Origin of the sequence: Massilia oculi (genome assembly GCF_003143515.1) — a bacterium.
Taxonomy (GTDB): domain Bacteria; phylum Pseudomonadota; class Gammaproteobacteria; order Burkholderiales; family Burkholderiaceae_D; genus Telluria; species Telluria oculi.
In genome coordinates, this window is record NZ_CP029343.1 from 831,681 (window position 1) to 853,623 (window position 21,943).

Below are 21,943 nucleotides of genomic sequence, written 5' to 3' on the forward strand. Positions count from 1 at the left end.
TTACGCGCTGTCGTGCAAAGAACCGGAAAAACCTGTATAGTTCGGTTTGTGCGCTGCGACATCGCGTCCGCTCGATACGATCTCCAGGAGATTCGATGAGCCGGCAGCAACAGCGTTAGCAGTACAACAAGCAGCTACGCAAACCCCAGGCAGCTCGATGCAGAGCGCCTTTCCAAAGCCTCCCGCCTTGCGTGTCGTTTCCAGACACCGTCCCGGCGCAAAGCTTTTGTGCCGAAATTTCTTTCATTACTGAGTCATTTCGTTTGTCGGTTCGCGTTGCATTTTTACGTTCGCGCCCCATGTGCGAGCGCATGATTTATTCTGAAAGTAAAGAACACATGAGTTTTGAAGCCCTAGGCCTGCACGCGTCCATCGTCCAGGCTGTCGCCGACACCGGCTACACCACCCCGACCCCGGTCCAGGCGCAAGCCATTCCCGCGGCCATCGCCCGCCGCGACCTGCTGGTTTCGTCGCAAACCGGTTCGGGCAAGACCGCGGCCTTCATGCTGCCAGCCCTGCACCACCTGGCGAACGCCGAGCCCCTGCCAGCCGGCAAGACCCCTGCGCAAGAAGCGCAGGCTGCCCGCGCACGTGGCGAGCGCGTCCGTTTCAAGCCGGCCCAGCCGAAGATGCTGGTCCTGACCCCGACCCGCGAACTGGCGCTGCAAGTGACCAGCAACACCGACAAGTACACGGCCCATATGCGCCGCGTGCGCTGCGTCTCGATCCTGGGCGGCATGCCGTATCCAAAGCAGATGCAATTGCTGGCAAAAAATCCTGAAATCCTCGTCGCCACCCCTGGCCGCCTGATCGACCATATGGAATCGGGCAAGATCGACTTCTCGCAGCTCGAGATCCTGGTGCTGGACGAAGCCGACCGCATGCTCGACATGGGCTTCATCGACGACATCGAGAAGATCGTCGCCGCCACGCCATCGACCCGCCAGACCATGCTGTTCTCGGCGACGCTGGACGGCGTCGTGGGCAATATGGCGCGCCGCATCACGACCGACCCGATGACGATCCAGATCGCCAGCGCCTCGAACCGCCACGAGAACATCGTGCAGCGCGTGCACTTTGTCGACGACCTGTCGCACAAGAACCGCCTGCTCGACCACCTGCTGCGCGACGAGACGCTGGACCAGGCCGTGGTGTTCACCGCCACCAAGCGCGACGCCGACATGATCGCCGACCGCCTGAACATCGCCGGCTTCGCCGCCGCCGCGCTGCATGGCGACATGCACCAGGGCGCCCGCAACCGCACGCTCGACGGCATGCGCCGCGGCAGCGTCCGGGTGCTGGTCGCGACCGACGTCGCCGCGCGCGGCATCGACGTCCCGACCATCACCCACGTGGTGAACTACGACCTGCCGAAGTTCCCCGAGGACTACGTGCACCGCATCGGCCGCACCGGCCGCGCCGGCCGCAACGGTGTCGCGATCTCGCTGGTCAACCACGCCGAGAACATGAACATCCGCCGCATCGAGCGCTTCACGCGCCAGCCGATCCCGGTCAACGTCATCGAAGGCTTCGAACCGAAGCGCGCGGCGGCGCCGCGTTCGGCAGCGCGTCCGGGCTGGAAGCCGGGCGACGGCCGCAATGCCGGCAAGCCGGCACAGCGCGGCTTCGGCAAGCCGACCGGCCCGCGTGAAGGCGGCTATGCCGACCGCGCACCGCGCGAAGGCTACGCGGCGCGTCCGCAGGGCGACCGCCCGGCCGGCGAGAGCCGTTACGCAGACCGTGGCCCGCGTGAAGGTTACGCGCCGCGTCCGCAAGGCGACCGTCCGGCCGCCGACCGCGCGCCACGCGACGGCAACCGCTTCGGCGGCCCGCGCGAAGGCCAGGGCCAGCGCCGCGAAGGCGGCTACAAGGGCGCCCACCCGCGCTCGATGGACGGCGCCCGCCGTTCGTTCGGCGAATAAGCATGGCCCGCGCAGGCGGGACTCCTGACCTAGCGTCTGAAAAGAACGGCTGCCATTCGGCGGCCGTTCCTGCATTTGGGGCGGCCATCGAGCGCCACCGCGCGACATGGGAGATAATGACCGTTACGTCCCTTTCAACGACTTCCGGATAACCTCATGAGCACCACCGACCAACCCATCAAACTCACCTCGTTCTCGCACGGCGGCGGCTGCGGCTGCAAGATCGCGCCCGGCGTGCTGGCCGAGATCCTCAAGTCGTCGGGCGGCTTCCCGCTGCCGAAGGAGCTGATGGTCGGCATCGAGACCTCGGACGACGCCGCGGTCTACCAGCTCAACGACGAGCAGGCGCTGGTCGCCACCACCGATTTCTTCATGCCGATCGTCGACGACCCGTTCGACTTCGGCCGCATCGCCGCCACCAATGCGGTCTCGGACGTGTACGCGATGGGCGGCACCCCGATCATGGCGCTGGCCCTGGTCGGCATGCCGATCAACAAGCTGCCGCTCGAGACCATCGGCCAGATCCTGGAAGGCGGCGCCGCCATCTGCCGCGAAGCCGGCATCCCGATCGCCGGCGGCCATACGATCGATTCCGTCGAGCCGATCTATGGCCTGGTGGTGATGGGTCTGGTGCACCCGGCAAAGGTCAAGAAGAACAGCGCCGCCCGCGCCGGCGACGTGCTGGTGCTGGGCAAGCCCCTCGGCGTGGGCGTGCTGTCGGCCGCGCTCAAGAAGGGCGTACTGGGCGAGGACGGCTATGCGGCCATGATCGCCAACACCACCAGATTGAACAAGCCGGGCCGCCTGCTGGCCGACATGCCCGGCGTGCACGCCATGACCGACGTCACCGGCTTCGGCCTGCTGGGCCACCTGCTCGAACTCGCGCGCGGGGCCCAGCTGCATGCGCAGCTCGACATGGCGACGATCCCGCTGCTGCCCGGCGTGCTGCAACTGGCGCACGACGGCTTCTTCACCGGCGCGTCAGGCCGCAACTGGGATGCCTACGGCAAGGACGTGCAGCTCGACGAGGCCTTGAGCCCGGCCCAGCGCGCGCTGCTGACCGATCCGCAAACCTCGGGCGGCCTGCTGGTGGCCTGCGATCCGGCTTCGGTCGAGGACGTGCTGGCCCTGTTCGCGCGCGAAGGATTCCCTGACGCGGCAGTGGTCGGCCGCGTCGACGCCGGCGCCGCCGGCATCACCGTCCGCGCCTGAAGCGACACCACGGGGAGCTCGGCGGCGCCCCACCCCGCCGGCCGGCATCGAGATCAGTCAGCTCAGTGCGCCCAGGCCACGGTCGACCGGGCCCGCACACCGTCTCCCGGTCAGTTTCGCCGTTTCCGACTTGTTTCCGGGAAGAACTTAACGTGCCACTCAGGGCGTCGCTTCGGACTGACTGTGCGCAACAGCGCCGTCTCCCCGCGCAAACAGCTTGTCGCGCGCCAGCCTGCTGATCGCCACGGTGGCCGGATGGCTCATGCGGCGCTCGGTCGTGATCGCATACACCTGCTCGACCACCGACTCGACCTGCCCCAGCGCGACCAGCCCGTACTGGCTGCCGACCTGGGCTGCGATCACGCTGGGCGCGAAGAACACGCCGGCGCCCGAACGGCCGAACGCCTGGATCATGGCGCTGTCGTCGAACTCCCCCACCACGCGCGGATGCACGTCGCAGCGCTCGAGCCAGCGCAGCAGGCGCTGGTGGATCGCGAAATCCTCGCCCGGCAGCAGCAGCGGCGCATTGTGCAGGCAGGCCGGGAACGGCCGGTCGAATGCGGCCGCCAGCGCTTCGGTGCAGAATGCCGTCATCGGGCTCTCGCCCAGCAAGTGATTGTAGGCGCGCACGCTGAAATGGCCCGGGATCGGGCGGTCGGCGATCACCAGGTCGAGCCGGTGCACGGCCAGGTCGGCGATCAGGCTGTCCAGGCGTCCTTCGCGGCAGATCAGCTTGACGGGTTCCTCGAGCTTGAGCGCCGGCTCGACCAGGTCGAAGGCGATCAGCTTGGAGACCGAGTCCGCGCAGCCCACGCGGTAGGAGGTGGCGACGAAGGCGTGGTCGCGCACCACTTCGAGCAGCTCGTCGCCGGTATTGAAGATGTCTTCGGCATAGCTCACGATGCGGCGCCCGGTATCGGTCAGTTCGAGCTTGCGCCCGACCCGGCGAAACAGCTCCACGCCCAGGCTGTCGGCGAATTCGGACAGCTGGCCCGAAATCGAGTGCGGGGTCAGGTGCAGCTGCTCGGCCGCCCTGGCGATGCTGCCGGTCTTGGCCACCATCCAGAAGTAGCGCAGGTGCTTGTAGTTGAGTGTCGACATGGCGCGCGTTCGTAAACATCGAAAAATTCGATGTTACATCAAATAAGATTCGATTTGTGCGAGGTATCGGCGCATCCTATAGTGGGGTTTTACCCCCATTGGAGGATTGTCATGCCCCCTCGTTCCACTGTCTTTACAAGGAGTGCCCGATGAACGGACTGGAAACCATCGCAAGCCCCATGATGTGGGCCGGCTTCGTCGGCTTCGTGCTGGTCATGCTCGCGCTCGACCTGTTCGTTTTCGGCGGTAACAAGGCGCACAAGGTCAGCGTCAAGGAAGCCGGCATCTGGTCGCTGGTCTGGGTCAGCATGGCGTTGATCTTCAACGCCGGCCTGTACTACTACCTGAAGGACACCGCCGGCGCCGAGATCGCGAGCCAGAAGTCGCTCGAATTCTTCTCGGGCTACCTGATCGAGAAAGCGCTGTCGGTCGACAACGTATTCGTGTTCCTGCTGATCTTCACCGCCTTCCAGGTGCCGCAGCAATACCAGCGCCGCGTCCTGATCTATGGCGTGCTGGGTGCGATCATCATGCGCGCCATCATGATCAGCGCCGGCGCCTGGGTCGTGAGCGAATTCAGCTGGGTACTGTACCTGTTCGGCGCCTTCCTGCTGTTCACCGGTATCCGCATGCTGGTGGCGGTCGACGAAGAGCCGGACGTGGCCAACAACCCGATCCTCAAGTTGGCGCGCAAGCACCTGCGCGTGGCCGAGGGCGACCACGGCGAGAAGTTCTTCGTGCGCAAGGACGGCCTGCGTTACGTGACGCCGCTGTTCCTGGTCCTGATCCTGATCGAGGTGACCGACCTGATCTTCGCGGTGGACTCGATCCCGGCGATCTTCGCGATCACGACCGACCCGTTCATCGTGTTCACGTCGAACATGTTCGCGATCCTGGGCTTGCGTGCGCTGTACTTCCTGCTGGTCGACGTGGCTGACCGCTTCCACCTGCTCAAGTATGGCCTGGCCATGGTGCTGACCTTCATCGGCGTCAAGATGCTGATCATGCCGTGGTACCACGTGCCGGTGCAGGCTTCGCTGACCGTCGTGGCAGTCCTGATCGCTGGCAGCTGCATCGCCAGCCTGATGATCAAGCCAAAAGGCGAAGGAAAATAATCGGCATCACCTCGTGCGCGGGGCTGACAACGTCAGCCCCGCGCAAGTGGCGGAGTATCGCCAGTCGGCTGCGCCGGCGGCTCCCCGTCGCCGGCCTGCCCCACCCGCTCATACTCGGCGATCACCTGGGCGCCCAGCAGCAGCAGGGTGGCGGCGATCTCCAGCGAGAACATCACCACGATCGCCGTCGTCATCGAGCCATACACCAGGTTCACCTGCGACAAGGTCGAGAAATACCAGACCAGCACGTGGCGCGCGATTTCCCACAGCAGCGCCGCCGTCGCACCGCCGACGAAGCCGTGCCAGATCGACAGCCGCCCCACCGGCATCACCAGGTAGATCGAGGTCAGCACCAGGATCTCGCCCGCCAGTCCCAGCAGATACAGCAAGGCCCCCGACACCCCGCCCAGCGACCACTTGTAGTTGAACAGCCACACGCTCTCGGACCCCATCACCTGCAGGGCGCCGGCGACCAGGGTCACTACCATGATGCCGATGCCCAGCGCCAGGATGTAGCAATACGGCAACACGGCCGAGACCAGAAAATGGCGCCGCCGCACCGCGACCCGGTGCACGAAGATCACGCTCATCGCATTCTCCAGCACGGTAAACGCAAGCGAGCTGAAGAACAGCATGGTGAGCGCCAGCACCCAGGTCAGCAACTGGCGGTCCTGCAGGAAGTTGGCGACCTCGGTCACGAGCGGGCGCGACTGGCCCGGCACCAGCAGTTCGAGATAGCGGCGCAAGGTGTCGAGCAGCTCGACCGGGTCGATGAAGTGCGACAGCGCCACCACCACCAGCATCAGGAAGGGCACGATCGACAGCAGCGCGTAATAGGCGACGGCGCCGGCCAGCAGCAGGCCCTGGTTGGCGCGAAAGCCCCTCAGCACCTGCAGGGTGAACTTGAGGGGGTGCTGCAGGATGTAGATATTGGCGCGCTGGTCTTTCAGGCGCGCGCGCCAGTCACGCCGGCGACTCATCTTGCCAGCCGGATGCCGGTGAACTGCCAGCGCGCGCCGGACGGGAAGAAGTTGCGGTAGCTGGCGCGCGCATGACCCTCGGGCGTGGCGCAGGACGAGCCGCGCAGCACGTACTGGTTGATCATGAACTTGCCGTTGTATTCGCCGATGGCGCCCGGCGCCGGCGCATAGCCGGGGTAAGGCGCGTAGCTGCTGCTGGTCCACTGCCAGCAGGCGCCGAACATCTGCTGCAGGCCGGCGCCGCTGGCCGCCGCCGGATGGTGCACCGGCAGTGCGCCCAGGCTGGCTTGGCGCGCCGCGAACTCCCATTCCGCCTCGGTGGGCAGGCGTGCCCCGCGCCAGCGCGCATAGGCGTCGGCTTCATACAATGAGACGTGGGTGACGGGACGCTCGGGGTCGAGCGGCTGCACGCCGTGCAGCGTGAACTCGTGCCAGCCGTCGTCCCGTTCGATCCAGTACAGCGGCCGGGTGATCTCGCCCGAGCAGACCCGGTCCCAGCCCTCGGCCAGCCATAGCGCCGGGTCGCGGTAGCCGCCGGCCTCGATGAACTCGCGGTACTCGCCATTGGTGACGAGGCGCGAGGCCAGCGCGAACGGCGCCACATAGGTGCGGTGGCGCGGCAGCTCGTTGTCGAAGCAAAAGCCCGTGCCCTTGTGGCCGATCTCGGCCAGGCCGCCTTCGAACGGCAGCCAGCCTAGCTGCGGCGCCGGCCGGGACGCCTCCAGCGGATCGCTTGCATAGGCCGGAAACAGGGGACTTTGCGCCAGCAGGTGCTTGACGTCGGTGAGCATCAATTCCTGGTGCTGCTGCTCGTGCTGCAGGCCCAGTTCGACCAGGGCCGCCAGTTCGCCATCGATGCCGCGCGCCAGCAGGGCGTCCATGCGGCGGTCGACGTCGTGGCGGTAGGCTTTCACCTGACTGAGCGCCGGCCGCGTGAGCAGGCCGCGCTGCGGACGCGGATGCTTGTCGCCGACGCCGTTGTAGTAGGAATTGAAAATGACGCGAAACGCCGGGTGGAACGGCGCGAAGCCCGGCTCGCGCGGCTCGAGGATGAAGGTCTCGAAGAACCAGGTGGTGTGCGCCAGGTGCCACTTGATCGGGCTGGCGTCGGGCATCGACTGCGCGCAGCAGTCTTCGTCGGACAGCGCCTCGGCCAGGTGCAGCGAATGGCCGCGCACCCGGGCGAAGGTGCGCGGCAGGCCCTCGTCGCGCAGCATGTTCATACGGAGATGGCCTGTGCGTGGATCACCGCGAACCAGCGCTGGGGATCGGTCCAGACGCGGGTCGCCTCGAAGCCGGAACGCTCCAGCAGCCCGATGGCGTCGGCCTGCTGGTATTTATAGCTGTTCTCGGTGTGAATGCAGTCGCCGGCCTCGAAGCGGCGCGCGCCGCCGCGCCAGTGCACGTCCTGCGCCGTGCGCGCCTCGAGGTGCATCTCGATGCGTCCGCGCGCGGCGTTGTAGAAGCCGTGGTGGCGCCACTGGCGGATGTCGAAGTCCGCGTCGACCAGCCGGTTCACGTGGCGCAGGATGTTCAGGTTGAAGGCGGCGGTCACGCCCAGCGCGTCGTCATAGGCGGCGTCGAGCGTGGCCTTGTCCTTGGCCAGGTCGATGCCGATCAGGATGCCGCCATCCGGCCCGCACTGCGCGCGCAGGCGCGCCAGGAAGGCCTGCGCGTCCTCGGGCGTGAAATTGCCGAGCGACGAGCCCGGATAGAAGAACAGGCGGCGCTCGGCGCGCACCAGGTCGGGCAGCTCGAAGCGGCTCGAGAAATCCATGCCCAGCGCTTCCATCGCGATCTGCGGGAAACGCTGGCGCAGGCGCGCCAGGGCGTCATGCGTGAATTCGCTGGAGATGTCGACCGCCACGTACTGCGCAGGCTGCAGCAGCGGGAACAGCCTGGCGGCCTTGGCGCAATTGCCGGCGCCGAGGTCGATCAGCGTCGTCCCGAGGCCGGCCACGCGCGCGATCTCGGCGCCATGGCGCTCGAAGATGGCTGCTTCGGTACGGGTCGGGTAGTACTCGGGCAACTCGCAGATGGCCTCGAACAGCTTGGAGCCGAGCGCGTCGTACAGGAACTTGGGCGAGATGCAGACGTCTGGCGCGCCGAGGCCCGCATGCAGGTCTTGTGCGTCATGGGCGTTGGCAACGGCGGCCTGGCGCTCGTCGGATGTGCAGGTTGTCAGCATAAGGTTTATCATTCGTGCCGCCACACCGCACCATGCGAGATGGCATATGAGATTTACTTCCATCGTTGCTGTTTTTGCCATCATAGCGGATTCCCTCGAATCGCCGGCGCGCGGCAATGCAAGCGTGCAGGGCCGGCTGCCCTGCGATCTTTCTAAAGTGGAATATGGACCAGCGACTTCATTGGGAGACCGTGTACCGCACCAGGGCGCCGGATGCGGTGAGCTGGTACGCCCCGCACCTGGACACCTCGCTCGCCCTGATCGAGCGCAGCGCAGGGGCACTCTCGGCGGCGATCATCGACGTCGGCGGCGGCGAAGCGACGCTGGTGGACGACCTGCTGGCGCGCGGCTACACCGACGTGTCCGTGCTGGACATCTCGGCCGAGGCGATCCGCGTCGCCCGCGCGCGCCTGGGCGCCCAGGCCGGCCGGGCCCGGTGGCTGGTGGGAGACATCACGCAGGCCGAGCTGCCGGAGCGGCGCTACGACGTCTGGCACGACCGCGCCGTGTTCCATTTCCTGCTCGAACCCGCCCAGCGGGCCGCCTACGTACGCCAGGTGGCCCGCGCCATGCGTCCGGGCGGCAGCGTGATCGTCGCCACCTTCGGCCCCGAAGGGCCCACCAAATGCAGCGGCCTGGACATCGTGCGCTATGACGCCGAGGGCTTGCACGACCAGTTCGGCCCGGCCTTCCGCCTGGTCGAAAGCCGCACCGAACTGCACCGGACACCGTTCGGCACGACCCAGCAATTCGTCTATTGTTTTTGCCGAGTGGAATGATGGGCATTTATAATTCGTATTCCATCACGATTAACCATCACTAAGAAGCCACCATGACCATGTCCATTCGCCGTCACGTCCTGAAAACCCTGTGCGCAGCCGTTGCTGGCACGATGCTGATCGCAGGCTCGGCCGCAGCCCAGAGCAATGGCGTGCTGCGCGTCTCGGCCATCCCCGACGAATCGCCGACCGAACTGCAGCGCAAGTTCAAGCCGCTGGGCGAATACCTGGCCAAGGCCACCGGCCTGAAGGTCGAGTTCACCCCGGTGACCGACTACGCCGCCTCGGTCGAAGGCCTGATCAACCGCAAGATCGACATGGTCTGGTTCGGCGGCTTCACCTTCGTGCAGGCCAATGTGCGCAGCAAGGGCCAGGTCACCCCGCTGGTGCAGCGCGAGGAAGACGAGAAATTCCGCTCGGTCTTCATCACCACCGTGCCGGGCATCACCAAGCTGGAAGACCTGAAGGGCAAGACCCTGGCCTTCGGTTCGGAATCGTCGACCTCGGGCCACCTGATGCCGCGCTCGTTCCTGCTGCAAGCCAAGATCAATCCGGACACCGACCTGAAGCGCATCGCTTTCTCGGGCGCGCATGACGCCACCGTGGCGGCCGTGGCCGGCGGCAAGGTCGATGCCGGCGCGCTGAACATCTCGGTCTGGGAGAAGCTGGTCGAGAGCAAGAAGGTCGACCCGAAGCAGGTGCGCGTGTTCTACACCACCCCGGGCTACTTCGACTACAACTGGACCGTGCGTACCGACATGGATCCGGCGCTGAAGAAGAAAATCACCGACGCCTTCCTGGCGCTGGACGGCTCGACCGCCGAAGGCAAGCAGATCCTCGACCTGCAGCGCGCGACGAAATTCGTGCCGACCAAGACCGCCAACTATGGCGCGATCGAAGCCGCCGCACGCAATGCGGGCCTGCTGAAGTAATATCGGAAGGCGATTCACCATGGCGACCTACCGCCTGCGCGGCCTGACCGTGCGCCACCTGGCCGGCAGCCGCGCGCCGGCCCTGCACGCGCTCGACCTCACGATCCGCGCCGGCGAGCAGGTCGCCCTGATCGGTCCTTCCGGGGCCGGCAAGACCACCCTGCTGTCCACCCTCGCCTGCGCCCACCGGCCGGCCGAGGGCACGCTCGAGATCTTCGGCCAGGATGCCTGGCAGTTGAACGGGGCCGAGCGCCACCACCTGCGTGCGCGCCTGTTCCTGGCGCCGCAGGCGCCGCCGCTGCCGGCGCGCCAGCGCGTGGTGACGGCGGTGCTGGCCGCGCGCCTGCCGCACTGGTCGCTATGGCAGGCCCTGGCCTCGCTGGTGCGCCCGCAGGATCCCGCCGCCGCCCACGCCGCGCTGGCGCGCTTTTCGCTGGGCGACAAGCTGTATGCCCGGGTCGACCGCCTGTCGGGCGGCGAACGCCAGCGCTGCGGCCTGGCGCGCCTGCTGCTCTCCGACGCCGAAGCGCTGCTGGTCGACGAGCCGATCTCGGCGCTCGACCCGGCGCTGGCGCGCCACACCCTGGCCACCTTGCGCCAGGAAGCACAGGGGCGCAATGCGACCCTGGTGTGCAGTCTGCACCAGGTCGACCTGGCGCGCGAGCAGTTCGGGCGCCTGATCGGCCTGCGCGACGGCCGCATCGTGTTCGATGCGTTGCGCGAAGAGGTCAGCGACGCCATGATCGCCGAGCTGTACGCCAATGAAGCGGTCGAGCCGGCACCCGCCACCCTGCACGAGACACCCGGCCAGATCGCCGTCGGCGCCTGCTTCTGATGAGCGCCGCTGCAGTTCTTCACCGCGATCCCGCGTGGCGCACGCGCGTCACCTGGGCCGCGATTCTCCTCGTCCTGCTGTATCCGCTGCTGGCGGGCGCCGAATTCAAGCCCTGGCTGCTGTTCGACGCGCAAAGCCTGCGCGCGGCCGGGATGTTCCTGTCCGATTTCCTGGTCCCGGCGCATGACGCCGAATTCCTGGCCATGGTGCTGCGCGAAACCTGGCAGACGGTGGCGATCGCCACCGCCGGCCTCACGCTGGCCTTGCTGGTGGCGATTCCCGCCACCTTCGTCATCACCGAACGCCTGTCGATCTCACGCCTGGGCACCGGCCGCATTCATCCGTTCGCGGCGCTCGTGCGCCAGGGCCTGCGCTGGATCCTGATGGTCCTGCGTTCGGTGCCCGAACTCGTGTGGGCGCTGCTGTTCGTGCGCATCGTCGGCCTGGGGCCGACCGCCGGCGTGCTGGCGATCGCCCTGTCGTACAGCGGCATGCTGGCCAAGGTATATGCCGAGATCCTCGAGTCGAGCGACGCCCATGCCACCGACGTCCTGCTCGCCAATGGCGCGGGCCGCCTGCCGGCGCTGCTGTACGGCGCCCTGCCCGACTCGAGCGCCGAACTGGTGTCGTATACCGTCTATCGCTGGGAGTGCGCGATCCGCGGCTCGGCGGTGATGGGCTTCGTCGGCGCCGGCGGCCTGGGCCAGCGCCTGGACGAATCGACCAAGATGATGGCCGGCGGCGAAGTCGCCACCATGCTGATCGTGTTCGTGCTGCTGGTGGCGGCGGCCGACCTGGTGTCGAAGATGCTGCGCCGGAGGCTGGGATGAAGCGATCCACGCAGTTGCAGGCAGTGCCGCCGGCGCCGCCGCGCGACATCGGGACCTGGCTGATCCTGCTTGGCTTGCTGGCCCTGGTCGTGGCCAGCTTCGCCTCGCTGCCGTTGCAGTGGAGCGCCTTCTTCACCGCCGAGGCGGTCGATTCGGCGCGCGAATTCCTGGCCGGCTTCGCGCCGCCTGAGACCGGCACGCCCTTCCTGGTCAAAACGCTGGGCGCGCTGTGGGAGACGCTGGCCATGTCGGCCATCGGCACCCTGCTCGCCGCCATCGTCGGCCTGCCGCTGGCGCTGGCCGGCGCCGGACGCCTGGGCCGCGTGGCGCGCGCCGTCACGCGCCTGGTGCTCAATGTGCTGCGCTCGATTCCCGAGCTGGTGTGGGCCGCGGTGCTGCTGGTGCTGGCCGGCCTGGGACCCATGGCCGGCACCATGGCGCTGGCCGCGCACACGGCCGGGGTGCTGGGGCGGCTGTTCGCCGACGCCCTCGAAAACGTCGAGCCGCATGCCGAGCAGACCCTGCGCACCAACGGCGCGCGGCCGCTAGCAGCCTTCCTGTACGCTACGCTGCCCCAGGCGCTGCCGCAGATGCTGTCGTACACGCTGTACCGCTGGGAAAACAATATTCGCGCGGCGGCGGTGCTGGGCGTGGTCGGGGCCGGGGGCCTGGGCCAGATGCTGAAGTACCACCTGTCGCTGTTCCAGATGCCCAGCGCGGCCACCGTGGTGATCGCGATGCTGGTGCTGGTGGCCCTGGTCGATGCGGCCAGCTCCATCCTCCGGCGTTCCCTGACCCGATAGGCCCATCTCATCCACATGCTCGAACTCGACCAGCTCACCAAATCCTACGGCGGCCGCACGGTGCTCGCGCAGCTGTCGCATGTGTTCGAGGCCGGCGAGTTCGTGGCGATCATGGGTGAATCGGGCGTCGGCAAATCCACCCTGCTCAACCTCATCGCAGGGCTCGACACACCCGACGCCGGCCAGGTGATCGTGGACGGCGCGCCGATGTCCAGCCTCGACGACGATGCCGCCACCCGCCTGCGGCGCACCCGCATGGGCTTCATCTTCCAGGCCTTCCACGTGCTGCCGCACCTGACCCTGCGCCAGAACGTGGCGTTGCCGCTGCTGCTCACCAACATGCCCGCGGGACCCGCGGCCGCGCGCGTGGCCGCGATGCTGGAAGCGGTCGGCCTGGGAGGACGGGGCGACGATTTCCCGCGCCAGCTGTCGGGCGGCGAACTGCAGCGGGTGGCGATCGCGCGCGCCCTGGTGCACCGTCCGGCCCTGCTGCTGGCGGACGAGCCGACCGGCAACCTCGATCCGGAAACGGCCGACGTCATTCTCCAGCTGTTGCGCCGCGAGACCCGCACCCACGGCGCCGGCGCCATCATGGTCACCCACTCCCACGCCGCGGCCGCCATGGCCGACAAGGTGTTGCTCCTCTCGCATTCCGGGCTGAAATTAGCATAAGTTCCTGGAAGAAACGCGCAATTGCAGCATTTTTAGTTAAATTTCGCGAAGCGTGCGCAACATAATCGTAGTATTATCACAACGACCCGCCGCAACAAGCCATTACAACAGGCCGGGCTACTTTTCCAGAACGGTCGATCTGTCTTGAATCATGTTTTCATATTGGAGAATCGACATGAGCGTACGACAGAAAAAACAGGAAATGCTCGAGGCCATGCATCGAGCGCGGGCGCTAGAGCCCTCGAGTTTCGTGCCCAACAAACTGCTCGACACCCTGATCGAGCGCCTGCAGCTGAAGAACGACGCGGAGCTGTGCCGCGTGCTCGAAGTGCAGCCGCCGATCATCAGCAAGATCCGCCACCGCAAACTCAACGTCGGCGCCACAATCCTGCTGCGCATGCACGAGAAATCGAATATCCCGATCCGCGAACTCAAGGAGTTGACGAGCGCGTCGGCAATCCACTAAGGGGTTCGGCCCGACCTTCAGCTTTGCGGCGGACGCCCGGTCTTGAGCTGGGGCAGCGCCGCCAGCACGCCCTGCAAGGCGGCCACGTCGAGCTGGCCCAGCAGGGCCACACCGATGCGCAGCAGTTCGCTCTTCTTGACGTCGATGCCGGCCCGCAGGCAGGCCTGCTTGACTTCGAGCAGCACCGCGTATTCCCCCTCGGGCATGGTGAAGCTGTCGCGCACCAGTACCGGACGCGCATCCTGGACGGGAGCGCGTTCCACGGCCTTCGCCGCCGGCCTGGCGACGGCCTTCCTGGCCGGCGCAGTCGCGAGCGCCCTGGCGGCCGACTTGACCGCCGTCCTGAGTCCGCCCTTCGCCGTCGCGGCCCTGGTGACCCTGGCGGCCGGCTTTGCGGCCGGCTTTGCGGCCGGCTTGGCCGCGGCTTTCGTCACCGTCCTGGCCGCAGGTGTTGGACTGGCGCTCTTCGCCCTGAGGCGCGCCGCGCGCGCTGGTGCTGCTGGTTCGGGCGCGGTCGCCGGCTTGCGTGGCATGGTGCTGCTCCATCGTTGCGAGGGCAAATAGTATAAACGATTTATTCGCTTCCCGCAGGCTGCCGTACATACCGCGCGCTTGCTGCCGCCGGCGCCGATCGGTGTCACAATACGATCTTCATAGCGATCTTCATAGCGGCGGCTTTCTGTTTTTCGGAAGTATTCATTCTGTAAACTCCGCTTTTATGGGAATGCATCCTGTATTATTCTTTCGAGCGGACAACTCTGCTGTAAACTCTGCACGACGTGGAAACTATTGAGGAAAACGTGATTCAACCCGGGCCAGTATGCGCAACAAAGCTCATTTGATCCTGCCGGTGCTGTTCGCCATCGCCCTGGCCTTCCTGTTGCAACATTTTCTTGGCTCGATCGCCTGGGCCGGCCTGCTGGCGGTGATCACCTGGCCGTTGCACCAGCGCCTGCTGCGGCGCGGCTGGGCGCCGCTGGCCAGCGCCAGCTCCATGCTGCTGCTCCTGATCGTCAGCTTCGTCGGGCCGTCGGTGCTGCTGTTCCACACCCTCACCTACGAGTTGGCCAGCCTGCAGCGCATGCTCATCAGCTTCAACCAGACCGGGGTGCCGGTCCCAAGCTGGCTGGCCAACCTGCCGCTGGTGGCCGAACCCGCCGTCAAGTGGTGGCTCGAGCACCTCGCCGTGCCGGGCGGACTCAACGCGCTGGTGCGCACCACGGTGGGCGACTTCATGCCGCACCTGACGGATACCGCGCGCGTCTGGGGTTCCACGATCCTGGCCAACGCCCTGTACCTGTTTCTCACCCTGCTCACGCTGTTCGTGCTGTACGTGCACGGCAACAGCGTCATGCACTACATCGACCGCGCCGGCGCGCGCCTGCTGCCCGACCAGTACACCAAGCTGCGGCGCGTGCTGCCGCTGTCGGTGCGCGGCACCGCGCTGGGGCTGGGATCGATCGCGATCCTGGAAGGCATCGTGCTGGGCGTGGCCTACTGGGTGGCCGGCGCGCCGGCCCCGGTGCTGCTGGGCGTGATCACCGGCTACCTGGCCCTGATCCCGGGCGGCGCGCCGCTGTCGTTCACGATGGTGTCGCTGCTGCTGTTCGGCCAGGGCCACTCGGCCGAGGCGCTGGGCCTGTTCACCTGGGGCGCGGTCGAGCTGTTCCTGGTCGATAAATTCATCCGCCCGAAACTGATCGGGCAGCGCGTCAACCTGCCCTTCCTGGCGGTGCTGTTCGGCCTGCTGGGCGGCGTCTCGACGCTGGGCGTGATCGGCCTGTTCGTCGGCCCGCTGATGATGGCGATCCTGTTCGGCTGGCTGCGCGACGAGCCGCCGGGCACGGCGCATCTGGTGGCGCCACCCGTCCCGGCGGCCGAATCAGGCGACGCCGAGCGGATTCGCTAGCGAGTTCACCGCCACGGCGCGCTGGTGCAGGTCCCACAGCGCGCCCACGCGCAGGCCGGCCTGCACCGCCGCCAGTTCGGCGATGTCGAGTTCTTCCATCAATCCGATCAGGATCGCCAATCCTCCCGGCAGGTGCGAAACGCGTTCGGCCGGCGCATAGGCCTGGCGCACCCGCGACACGTGGCCAAGCGCGATGAAGTCGGCGCGCAGTCTCTCGAGGCCGGATCTGGTCAGTATGCCTTCCGGCTCGCCCCTTGATTGGGCGATCTCGGCCAGCGCACGTACCGGGTTGCAGGCGCCGTAGACGCGCTGCCAGCGCTGGGCGCCCAGTCTGGCCTCGGCGAAGCGGCTGCGACTCGAGCGCACCGCGGCGTCGAAAGCGGCGCCGTCCAGACACCCATCGGCGAAGAAGGTCAGGCTCTGGCGCACGGCGCCAATGGCAAACGATTCGATACGCCGGATCGCGGCGCCTTGCCCCAGCACCAGCTCGGTCGCGCCACTGCCGACATCCACCACCAGCCGCTGCGTGGCGTCGTGTGCGCCGAGGGTGGTCGCCACCCCCAGGTACACCAGGCGCCCGACCTCGTCGCCGGCGATCAGCTCGATCGGCCGGCCCAGCGCCTTGCCGGCGGCGGGCAGGAACAGCGCGGCGTTGCGCGCCATCCGCAGGGCCGAAGTCGCCACCACGCGCACAGCCTGTGGGCGCCAGGCATCGAGCGCGCCGCGGAAAGCCTCGAGGCAGTCCAGCGCACGCCGCATGGCGGCCGTGGACAGCATGCCGTCCTCGTCGAGCGTCGCGGCCAGCCGGACCGGCTCGGCCATGGTGGCGACCAGGCGCAGCACGCCTTCCTCGACATGTCCGATGTGCAGGCGGAAACTGTCCGAGCCCAGCTCGACGGCGGCGTAGATTGGTGATTCGCTATGTGATGCTTGCATGGCATGTCCTTTGAACAGGCCGCAGGATATGCCGCGTCCGTGACATGCGCGTGACGGCGCCGCGCGCTCACTCTCTCAAGAGAGGCCGCTCATACCTCGGCCAGGGTCTCGCCGGCCAGCTCCACCCGGTTGCGCCCCGCCTGCCGCGCCCGCTGCAAGGCCTCGTCGGCGCGCTGGAACAGGGTCGTGGTGCTGTCCTCGGGGCGGATGGTGGTGACGCCGAAGCTGGCCGTGAGCTTGATCATCGCGCGCTCGCCCTTGAACGGGGTCGACTCGATCGCGGCGCGGATGCGCTCGGCCACCAGCGCGGCTTCCGCCACATTGGTGCGCGGCAACAGCAGCGCGAATTCCACGCCGACCACGCGCCCCAGCTGATCGCTGTCGCGCAACTGGCGCCGGCAGACGTCGACCAGCTGGCGCAGCACGACGTCCCCGGCCGGATGGCCATAGCTGTCGTTGACGCGCTTGAAGCCATCCGGATCGAACACCACCAGCGCGGTCGGCTGGCCCGGACGGCGCGCCAGCGCCATCCACGGCGCCAGCAGCTGGAAGAAGCCGCGCCGGTTCGGCGCATCGGTCAGCGGATCGATCACTTCGGCGCGTTCGAGCGCGTCCTGCAGGCGTTCGCGCGTCAGGAGCAGCACGCCGAAGGCATTGCCGAGCATGAGCAGGTACAGGGCGCCGCTGGACAGCTGGCCCAGCAGCTCGCTCGTCAGCCAGCCCCAGCCGCCCGGCAACAACAGCACCGACAGGCCGCGCGAGGCCACCACCAGGGCCAGCGCCATGCTGGCCAGGGCCAGGAAGCGCTGCAGCAGGCTGACATCACGCCAGCGCCATGCCAGGGCCAGCGCGCCCGAGAAATAGAAGCCGCCCAGCAGCAGCGAGGCCGCCACGGCGCGCAGGGCGTCCTCGTCGATCAGGTAGCACAGGAAGAAAGCCAGGATCGCGAGGCCGCCGACGATCATGGTCGGCGTGCGCCAGGCGCGCCGGCGCGCGGCCTCCCACGAGGCGCCGCCCTCGACGGCCACGCCGGCGAACAGCAAGGCATAGCCGCCCGGCACCGCGATCGGAGCCGGCACCACGCCGGCGTCGCCCAGGGCCAGCAGTAGCCAGGCGCCGCCCTGGATCTGTTTCGACAGGCTCCACAGCACCAGCGCCGGCGAGCGGGTCGGTCCGTGATTGAAGAAGGTCAGCAGCGCGCACAGGGTCAGGTTGCCCAATGCCAGTACCAGGACCATGGTCGACGCGTCCAGCATCATTGTGTCAGTACTCATGTTCGACGTTCAGGGTGCCGTCGCCGACCTTGCTGGCCCAGGCGCGGGTGAAATAGTCCCGCTCCGCTTCCAGGGGCGGTTCGTGCCAGAACACGATCAGGGTGCCCTTGTGATCGTGCAACTGGGTGACTTTATCGACGAAGCCGCCATCGCCCGCCACATCGGCCAGCGCTGCGGCGTAGCCATACACGCGCTGCAGCCGCTCGAGGCGGTCCGGCTCGGCCACGGCATCGGTCGCGGTCATGGTGGGATGGTCCAGGAACATGGGCTCTCCGTCGAAGCGGCCAGCTTATCAGAAGAAGATGCTTTCCAACAAGCCAACTCTTCCGCCTCGACGTTGCTTCTGGACATCAACAAGCGTGCCAGGTTCAGCCGGCGAAGCGGTTGAACACCTCGCGCGCGGCCAGGCCGCCGCCGCCGATCAATACACTGAAATACAGGATCGTCACGACATTGCTGACATGGCCCAGCAGGATGCACAGGCCATCGCGCTGCAGCAGGCCGATGGCCAGGAACAGGATGGCCACCGCCGGGAAGGTATTGCTGAACGGAATCAGGCCGAAGGGCATCATCAGCAGTACGGCGCCCAGGATGAGGGCCGCATTGTTGAAGAAGGCGACCGGGCCGGCGGCCACCAGCCACTGGATGCGGTTCGGACGGCTGACGCGCTCGAGCTTCTTGAGCCAGGACAGCGCCTTGCGCAGCAGCGGGCGCAGCTTGCGGGTGCCGATCACGCGGTGCGACAGCTTCGACGGGATCCACAGGTCGCGTCCGGACAGGCGGCTGACGCTGATGAGCAGGATGGCCGCGCCGAACACGGTGCTCACGCCCGGGATCGAGATCGGGATCAGGAACACCAGGGTCAGCAGGGTGACCAGGATCAGCAGGCCGTCGTTGCCGACGCGGTGGATCAATTCGCTGAGCGTGATGCCGGTGCGCGGCATGTCGCGAACCAGGGCGCGCAGGCGCTGGGAAACCGGTTCACCATACATTGTATTCATGTCGTCCTGAAATCTTGGGTTGTGCGGGGCGACGCCTGGTCCGGGCCAGCGCGTCCGAGCGACAGTATAGCCGGGCCTGACCCTGGCGGCTAACGTTCGCGCAAGAGCTTGAACTGGCGCGCCTGGCGGTGGTGGCCGGCGACCGACTGCCTGATATACCGCGTCAGCGCGTCGCCGGTGAGCGAGAATGGATACAGGCCGGCCCGGGCCTGCTTTTCGGCGAATCCGGGGCTGGCCTCCATGTTGGCAAAAGCCTGCACCCAGCGCCGGTAGTCGGCCTCGCGCACGTCCGGCCCCATCCATACGCCGCGGATCACGGGCCAGACCACGTCGTAGCCCTGCTCGCGCGCGGTCTTCACATTTGACAGCGCACCCGGCAGCCGCTGTTCGGACAGCACCGCCAGCACCCTCACCCGGCCAGCGCCGGTGTGGAGCAAGGCCTCGGAGGTGTCGCCCGACACCGCCTGCACGTGGTTTTCCTGCATCGCGATGAACTGCTCGCCGCCGCCCTCGAGGGCGACGAAGCGCATCTTGCGCGGATCGATGCCGGCCATCTGCGCCAGCAGCGCCATCTTGATCCAGTCCTGGCTGCCGACCGTGCCGGACATGCCGATCAGGACTTTCTTGGGATCGCGCTTCAGGGCGTTCAGCAAATCGTCGAGCGACTGCCAGGGCGAATCGGCGCGCACCGCGATCATGCCATAGTCGGCGCCGAAGGCCGCCACCCAGCGCACATCGTCGACGTCGGCGTCGCCGAATTTCCCCAGCGCGAGATTGAGCACCGAACCGCCGGAAAAGGTGACGAGGGTATTCGCTTCGGCCCGGCGCTGCGACACGATGGTGTGCCAGGCCACGGCGCCCACGCCACCCGGCAGGTAGCTCAGCTGCAGCTCGGGCGCGCCGGGCTGGCCGTGCAGGGCTTTCTGGGCCAGCTTGCAGGTCAGGTCCATGCCGCCGCCGGGTTTGGACGGTATCAGGCATTCGGCCTCGCGCGGCTGGGCGCCGCCGGGCGCGGCCAGCGCCAGGGCCAGGATGGCGAGGAAGGTGTGCACGAATCTCATGGGACGCATGATAGCGCCATGCCGGCGGCGGTGGCGGACCGGCTCAGAAACGATGCTGCATGCCGGCCGTGATGCCGGTCTGGTTCGAACCGAAACCGGGGTCGTCGCGCGACAGCCCGACGAGCTGGCCATGCTCGGCCTTCGCATGCGCGGCCGACAGGTAGAGCGTGGTCCGCTTGGACAGCGCCAGCATGCCGCGCACGACGAACATCGTCGGGTCGGCGTCTTCCAGCGCCGGGACGTCCTTCGTGTTGACATGATAAATGGCGCCGGTCAGGGTCACGTCATCGATCGTGCGCGAAATGCCGCCCCAGTACGTGTCGGCGCGCAGGTCGGCGCTGGCGCGCGCAGCGTCAAGCTTGTAGCCGCGCATGCCGGCGGTATATCGCCACTTGCCGGTCTGATAATCGGCCGCCAGATGGTAGGCGGTGGTCTCGTCGCGCGCGGGCACGCCGGCGACGGCGTTGCCATTGATCCGCTCATACGAGGCCATCAGTCCCAGGCCGCCCTCGCCGAACCACGAGCCGCCCATTGCCAGCTTGCGGCCTTCGGCCAGGCTGCCCGAGCGCTCGCCCAGGCCGATCGTGGCGCCGTAGGTGAAGCCGCCGCTTTTTCCCGTGTACTTGACCAGGTTGTCGAACTGGGTCGTCATGCCATACTTCGACGGCCCGGTGGCGCTGGCGCCGGTGGCCCAGGAATAATGGGGGGCGAAGCCCAGCGGATCGAACTTGATCACCAGTTCATAGGTCGTGGTAAACGAGCGGCCGATGACGAGGCGACCGAGCGAACCGTCCAGGCCGACCCAGGCCTGCCGCTTGAATACGTGGCCGTCGCTTTCGCCGGTATCCATCAGGATGCCGCCTTCGAGCTGCCAGATCGCCTTCAGGCCGCCGCCGAGGTCTTCGCTGCCGCGAAAGCCCCAGCGCGAGGTGTTCTTGCCGCCCGAAATCACGCGCACGAGGTTGCCACCACCTTTGCCGCCGTCTTCGGCGGCATGGTTGACGTACTCGACGCCGGCATCGATCAGGCCATAGACCTGCACGTTGCTCTGGGCGTGGGCGGAATGGTTCAGGGAAAGCGCTGCCAGGACGGCGAGCGCGAGGGCCGACTGCTTCATGGTGTCTCCGGATTTTGTTATGGTTGTGCTGCTTTATCGCCCGACTATATGCGCGGCCAGCTTTCAGTTAGCTTTCAACGCCCGCCCTTTCCACCGCCCCGGGATTGCGCTTACACTGGCGCGATGAGAATCCTGCTAGTTGAAGACCACGTCGAGCTGTCGCACTGGGTGTCGAAGGCGCTGCGCGACGCCCATCTGACCGTCGAATGCGCGAGCACCGGCGCCGATGCCGACGCCCTGCTGCACACCCAGGACTACGCGCTGGTGATCCTCGACCTGACCCTGCCGCGCATGGACGGCCTGGACGTGCTGCGCCGCCTGCGCGCCCGCGGCGGCGCGCGCGCAAACACGCCGGTGCTGATCCTGACCGCACGCGGCGGCCTGGAAGACAAGGTGCAGGGACTGAACCTGGGCGCCGACGACTACCTGCCCAAGCCGTTCGAGCTGGCCGAACTCGAAGCGCGCGTCAAGGCGCTGCTGCGCCGGCGCAGCGGCAACGAGGCGCTGGTGCACCGCTGCGGCCAGCTCGCCTTCGACACGGTCTCGCGCATGTTCTCCTATTGCGGCGAGCCGCTGGCGCTGACGCCGCGCGAGCACGCGGTGCTCGAGGCGCTGATCGCCAGACCGGGCCGCGCGCTGTCGAAGGAAAAGCTGTTCCAGGAAGTGTTCGCCCTGAGCGACGACGCCAATCTCGACGCCATCGAGCTGTACATCCACCGCATCCGCAAGAAGCTCGAGCGCCCGGGCGGCGACGCCGCCATCGTCACCCTGCGCGGCATCGGCTACCTGATGCAGGAAAAAGCCGGTTAA

Annotated in this window: 23 protein-coding genes; 12 read left to right on the plus strand and 11 right to left on the minus strand. The window is 67.2% G+C overall.

The genetic code is table 11. From position 1 onward, the window contains the following. Window positions 1–338 precede the first annotated feature (338 nt). Together DIR46_RS03840 and selD are read left to right on the plus strand one after the other, a co-directional pair. Window positions 339–1,922: a DEAD/DEAH box helicase gene (locus tag DIR46_RS03840; protein WP_109344055.1), complete on the plus strand. Its 1,584-nt coding sequence runs from the start codon at window positions 339–341 to the stop codon at window positions 1,920–1,922. Window positions 1,923–2,078: 156 nt separating this feature from the next. Beyond that, complete coding sequence (gene selD / locus DIR46_RS03845) at window positions 2,079–3,134, plus strand: selenide, water dikinase SelD (protein WP_109344056.1); 1,056 nt, start codon at window positions 2,079–2,081, stop codon at window positions 3,132–3,134. Between the two features lie 159 nt (window positions 3,135–3,293). Here the strand turns inward: selD and nhaR are convergent, their stop codons facing one another. After that, window positions 3,294–4,235 (minus strand): transcriptional activator NhaR, encoded by a 942-nt coding sequence (nhaR, locus tag DIR46_RS03850; protein WP_109344057.1) that lies wholly within the window; start codon window positions 4,233–4,235, stop codon window positions 3,294–3,296. A gap of 149 nt (window positions 4,236–4,384) precedes the next feature. Here nhaR and DIR46_RS03855 point away from each other — a divergent pair, with 149 nt between their 5' ends. Beyond that, window positions 4,385–5,350 (plus strand): TerC family protein, encoded by a 966-nt coding sequence (locus DIR46_RS03855; protein WP_109344058.1) that lies wholly within the window; start codon window positions 4,385–4,387, stop codon window positions 5,348–5,350. 32 nt (window positions 5,351–5,382) lie between these two features. Here DIR46_RS03855 and DIR46_RS03860 read toward each other — a convergent pair whose 3' ends face one another. From DIR46_RS03860 to egtD, 3 genes are read right to left on the minus strand one after another with little or no spacing between them, the layout of a single operon-like run. Beyond that, on the minus strand, window positions 5,383–6,330 hold the full coding sequence (locus DIR46_RS03860) for a YihY/virulence factor BrkB family protein (protein ID WP_109344059.1): 948 nt from the start codon (window positions 6,328–6,330) through the stop codon (window positions 5,383–5,385). Then, window positions 6,327–7,553 carry an ergothioneine biosynthesis protein EgtB gene (egtB, locus tag DIR46_RS03865; RefSeq protein WP_109344060.1) on the minus strand — a complete coding sequence of 409 codons (1,227 nt, stop codon included), beginning with the start codon at window positions 7,551–7,553 and terminating at the stop codon, window positions 6,327–6,329. Before egtB ends, DIR46_RS03860 begins: the two co-directional genes overlap by 4 nt. Then, complete coding sequence (egtD, locus tag DIR46_RS03870; RefSeq protein ID WP_229446488.1) at window positions 7,550–8,518, minus strand: L-histidine N(alpha)-methyltransferase; 969 nt, start codon at window positions 8,516–8,518, stop codon at window positions 7,550–7,552. Before egtD ends, egtB begins: the two co-directional genes overlap by 4 nt. Before the next feature lie 164 nt (window positions 8,519–8,682). Between egtD and DIR46_RS03875 the strand changes: the two genes are divergently transcribed. The 7 genes from DIR46_RS03875 (at window position 8,683) to DIR46_RS03905 (ending at window position 13,835) form a co-directional block, all read left to right on the plus strand. Next, the gene (locus DIR46_RS03875) at window positions 8,683–9,297 is read left to right on the plus strand and encodes a class I SAM-dependent methyltransferase (protein ID WP_109344062.1); all 615 of its coding nucleotides are present in this window, start codon (window positions 8,683–8,685) and stop codon (window positions 9,295–9,297) included. Between the two features lie 53 nt (window positions 9,298–9,350). Continuing rightward, entirely contained in the window at window positions 9,351–10,229 is an 879-nt protein-coding gene (locus DIR46_RS03880) for a putative selenate ABC transporter substrate-binding protein (protein ID WP_109344063.1), read from the plus strand. Window positions 10,230–10,248: 19 nt separating this feature from the next. Next, complete coding sequence (locus tag DIR46_RS03885) at window positions 10,249–11,064, plus strand: phosphonate ABC transporter ATP-binding protein (RefSeq protein WP_109344064.1); 816 nt, start codon at window positions 10,249–10,251, stop codon at window positions 11,062–11,064. After that, window positions 11,064–11,894, plus strand: coding sequence for a PhnE/PtxC family ABC transporter permease (locus DIR46_RS03890; RefSeq protein WP_109344065.1), 831 nt, complete (start codon window positions 11,064–11,066; stop codon window positions 11,892–11,894). Before DIR46_RS03885 ends, DIR46_RS03890 begins: the two co-directional genes overlap by 1 nt. Continuing rightward, a complete protein-coding gene (gene phnE, locus DIR46_RS03895) occupies window positions 11,891–12,697 on the plus strand; it encodes a phosphonate ABC transporter, permease protein PhnE (protein ID WP_109344066.1) in 807 nt (268 codons plus the stop codon). The genes DIR46_RS03890 and phnE overlap by 4 nt, the downstream gene beginning before the upstream one ends. A 15-nt stretch (window positions 12,698–12,712) precedes the next feature. Beyond that, on the plus strand, window positions 12,713–13,369 hold the full coding sequence (locus tag DIR46_RS03900; protein ID WP_109344067.1) for an ABC transporter ATP-binding protein: 657 nt from the start codon (window positions 12,713–12,715) through the stop codon (window positions 13,367–13,369). 175 nt (window positions 13,370–13,544) lie between these two features. Then, window positions 13,545–13,835, plus strand: coding sequence for a hypothetical protein (locus DIR46_RS03905; protein ID WP_005669661.1), 291 nt, complete (start codon window positions 13,545–13,547; stop codon window positions 13,833–13,835). A 17-nt stretch (window positions 13,836–13,852) separates the two neighbouring features. Here DIR46_RS03905 and DIR46_RS03910 read toward each other — a convergent pair whose 3' ends face one another. Next, on the minus strand, window positions 13,853–14,368 hold the full coding sequence (locus DIR46_RS03910) for a hypothetical protein (RefSeq protein WP_109344068.1): 516 nt from the start codon (window positions 14,366–14,368) through the stop codon (window positions 13,853–13,855). Between the two features lie 287 nt (window positions 14,369–14,655). Here DIR46_RS03910 and DIR46_RS03915 point away from each other — a divergent pair, with 287 nt between their 5' ends. Further along, window positions 14,656–15,744, plus strand: a complete 1,089-nt coding sequence (locus DIR46_RS03915) for an AI-2E family transporter (protein WP_109344069.1) — start codon at window positions 14,656–14,658, stop codon at window positions 15,742–15,744. Here the strand turns inward: DIR46_RS03915 and DIR46_RS03920 are convergent. From DIR46_RS03920 to DIR46_RS03945, 6 genes are all read right to left on the minus strand, one after another. After that, window positions 15,718–16,680: a Ppx/GppA phosphatase family protein gene (locus DIR46_RS03920; RefSeq protein WP_109344070.1), complete on the minus strand. Its 963-nt coding sequence runs from the start codon at window positions 16,678–16,680 to the stop codon at window positions 15,718–15,720. The two genes, DIR46_RS03915 and DIR46_RS03920, sit on opposite strands and share 27 nt — an antisense overlap. Before the next feature lie 89 nt (window positions 16,681–16,769). Beyond that, window positions 16,770–17,954 carry a GGDEF domain-containing protein gene (locus tag DIR46_RS03925; RefSeq protein WP_229446490.1) on the minus strand — a complete coding sequence of 395 codons (1,185 nt, stop codon included), beginning with the start codon at window positions 17,952–17,954 and terminating at the stop codon, window positions 16,770–16,772. Next, entirely contained in the window at window positions 17,944–18,219 is a 276-nt protein-coding gene (locus DIR46_RS03930; protein WP_109344072.1) for a hypothetical protein, read from the minus strand. The genes DIR46_RS03925 and DIR46_RS03930 overlap by 11 nt, the downstream gene beginning before the upstream one ends. Window positions 18,220–18,322: 103 nt before the next feature. Continuing rightward, window positions 18,323–18,955 carry an exopolysaccharide biosynthesis protein gene (locus DIR46_RS03935; RefSeq protein WP_109344073.1) on the minus strand — a complete coding sequence of 211 codons (633 nt, stop codon included), beginning with the start codon at window positions 18,953–18,955 and terminating at the stop codon, window positions 18,323–18,325. A gap of 89 nt (window positions 18,956–19,044) precedes the next feature. Next, entirely contained in the window at window positions 19,045–20,025 is a 981-nt protein-coding gene (locus DIR46_RS03940) for a tripartite tricarboxylate transporter substrate binding protein (RefSeq protein ID WP_109344074.1), read from the minus strand. Between the two features lie 34 nt (window positions 20,026–20,059). Further along, complete coding sequence (locus DIR46_RS03945; protein WP_109344075.1) at window positions 20,060–21,133, minus strand: porin; 1,074 nt, start codon at window positions 21,131–21,133, stop codon at window positions 20,060–20,062. 123 nt (window positions 21,134–21,256) lie between these two features. On the opposite strand from DIR46_RS03945, the gene DIR46_RS03950 reads away from it, so the two are divergent. Next, complete coding sequence (locus DIR46_RS03950; protein WP_109344076.1) at window positions 21,257–21,943, plus strand: response regulator; 687 nt, start codon at window positions 21,257–21,259, stop codon at window positions 21,941–21,943.

Coding starts and splice junctions, on each gene's coding strand:
- DIR46_RS03840 (WP_109344055.1), top strand. CDS start 339: ATGAGTTTTGAAGCCCTAGGCCTGCACGCGTCCATCGTCCAGGCTGTC.
- selD (WP_109344056.1), top strand. CDS start 2,079: ATGAGCACCACCGACCAACCCATCAAACTCACCTCGTTCTCGCACGGC.
- nhaR (WP_109344057.1), bottom strand. CDS start 4,235: ATGTCGACACTCAACTACAAGCACCTGCGCTACTTCTGGATGGTGGCC.
- DIR46_RS03855 (WP_109344058.1), top strand. CDS start 4,385: ATGAACGGACTGGAAACCATCGCAAGCCCCATGATGTGGGCCGGCTTC.
- DIR46_RS03860 (WP_109344059.1), bottom strand. CDS start 6,330: ATGAGTCGCCGGCGTGACTGGCGCGCGCGCCTGAAAGACCAGCGCGCC.
- egtB (WP_109344060.1), bottom strand. CDS start 7,553: ATGAACATGCTGCGCGACGAGGGCCTGCCGCGCACCTTCGCCCGGGTG.
- egtD (WP_229446488.1), bottom strand. CDS start 8,518: ATGCTGACAACCTGCACATCCGACGAGCGCCAGGCCGCCGTTGCCAAC.
- DIR46_RS03875 (WP_109344062.1), top strand. CDS start 8,683: ATGGACCAGCGACTTCATTGGGAGACCGTGTACCGCACCAGGGCGCCG.
- DIR46_RS03880 (WP_109344063.1), top strand. CDS start 9,351: ATGACCATGTCCATTCGCCGTCACGTCCTGAAAACCCTGTGCGCAGCC.
- DIR46_RS03885 (WP_109344064.1), top strand. CDS start 10,249: ATGGCGACCTACCGCCTGCGCGGCCTGACCGTGCGCCACCTGGCCGGC.
- DIR46_RS03890 (WP_109344065.1), top strand. CDS start 11,064: ATGAGCGCCGCTGCAGTTCTTCACCGCGATCCCGCGTGGCGCACGCGC.
- phnE (WP_109344066.1), top strand. CDS start 11,891: ATGAAGCGATCCACGCAGTTGCAGGCAGTGCCGCCGGCGCCGCCGCGC.
- DIR46_RS03900 (WP_109344067.1), top strand. CDS start 12,713: ATGCTCGAACTCGACCAGCTCACCAAATCCTACGGCGGCCGCACGGTG.
- DIR46_RS03905 (WP_005669661.1), top strand. CDS start 13,545: ATGAGCGTACGACAGAAAAAACAGGAAATGCTCGAGGCCATGCATCGA.
- DIR46_RS03910 (WP_109344068.1), bottom strand. CDS start 14,368: ATGCCACGCAAGCCGGCGACCGCGCCCGAACCAGCAGCACCAGCGCGC.
- DIR46_RS03915 (WP_109344069.1), top strand. CDS start 14,656: ATGCGCAACAAAGCTCATTTGATCCTGCCGGTGCTGTTCGCCATCGCC.
- DIR46_RS03920 (WP_109344070.1), bottom strand. CDS start 16,680: ATGCAAGCATCACATAGCGAATCACCAATCTACGCCGCCGTCGAGCTG.
- DIR46_RS03925 (WP_229446490.1), bottom strand. CDS start 17,954: ATGAGTACTGACACAATGATGCTGGACGCGTCGACCATGGTCCTGGTA.
- DIR46_RS03930 (WP_109344072.1), bottom strand. CDS start 18,219: ATGTTCCTGGACCATCCCACCATGACCGCGACCGATGCCGTGGCCGAG.
- DIR46_RS03935 (WP_109344073.1), bottom strand. CDS start 18,955: ATGAATACAATGTATGGTGAACCGGTTTCCCAGCGCCTGCGCGCCCTG.
- DIR46_RS03940 (WP_109344074.1), bottom strand. CDS start 20,025: ATGCGTCCCATGAGATTCGTGCACACCTTCCTCGCCATCCTGGCCCTG.
- DIR46_RS03945 (WP_109344075.1), bottom strand. CDS start 21,133: ATGAAGCAGTCGGCCCTCGCGCTCGCCGTCCTGGCAGCGCTTTCCCTG.
- DIR46_RS03950 (WP_109344076.1), top strand. CDS start 21,257: ATGAGAATCCTGCTAGTTGAAGACCACGTCGAGCTGTCGCACTGGGTG.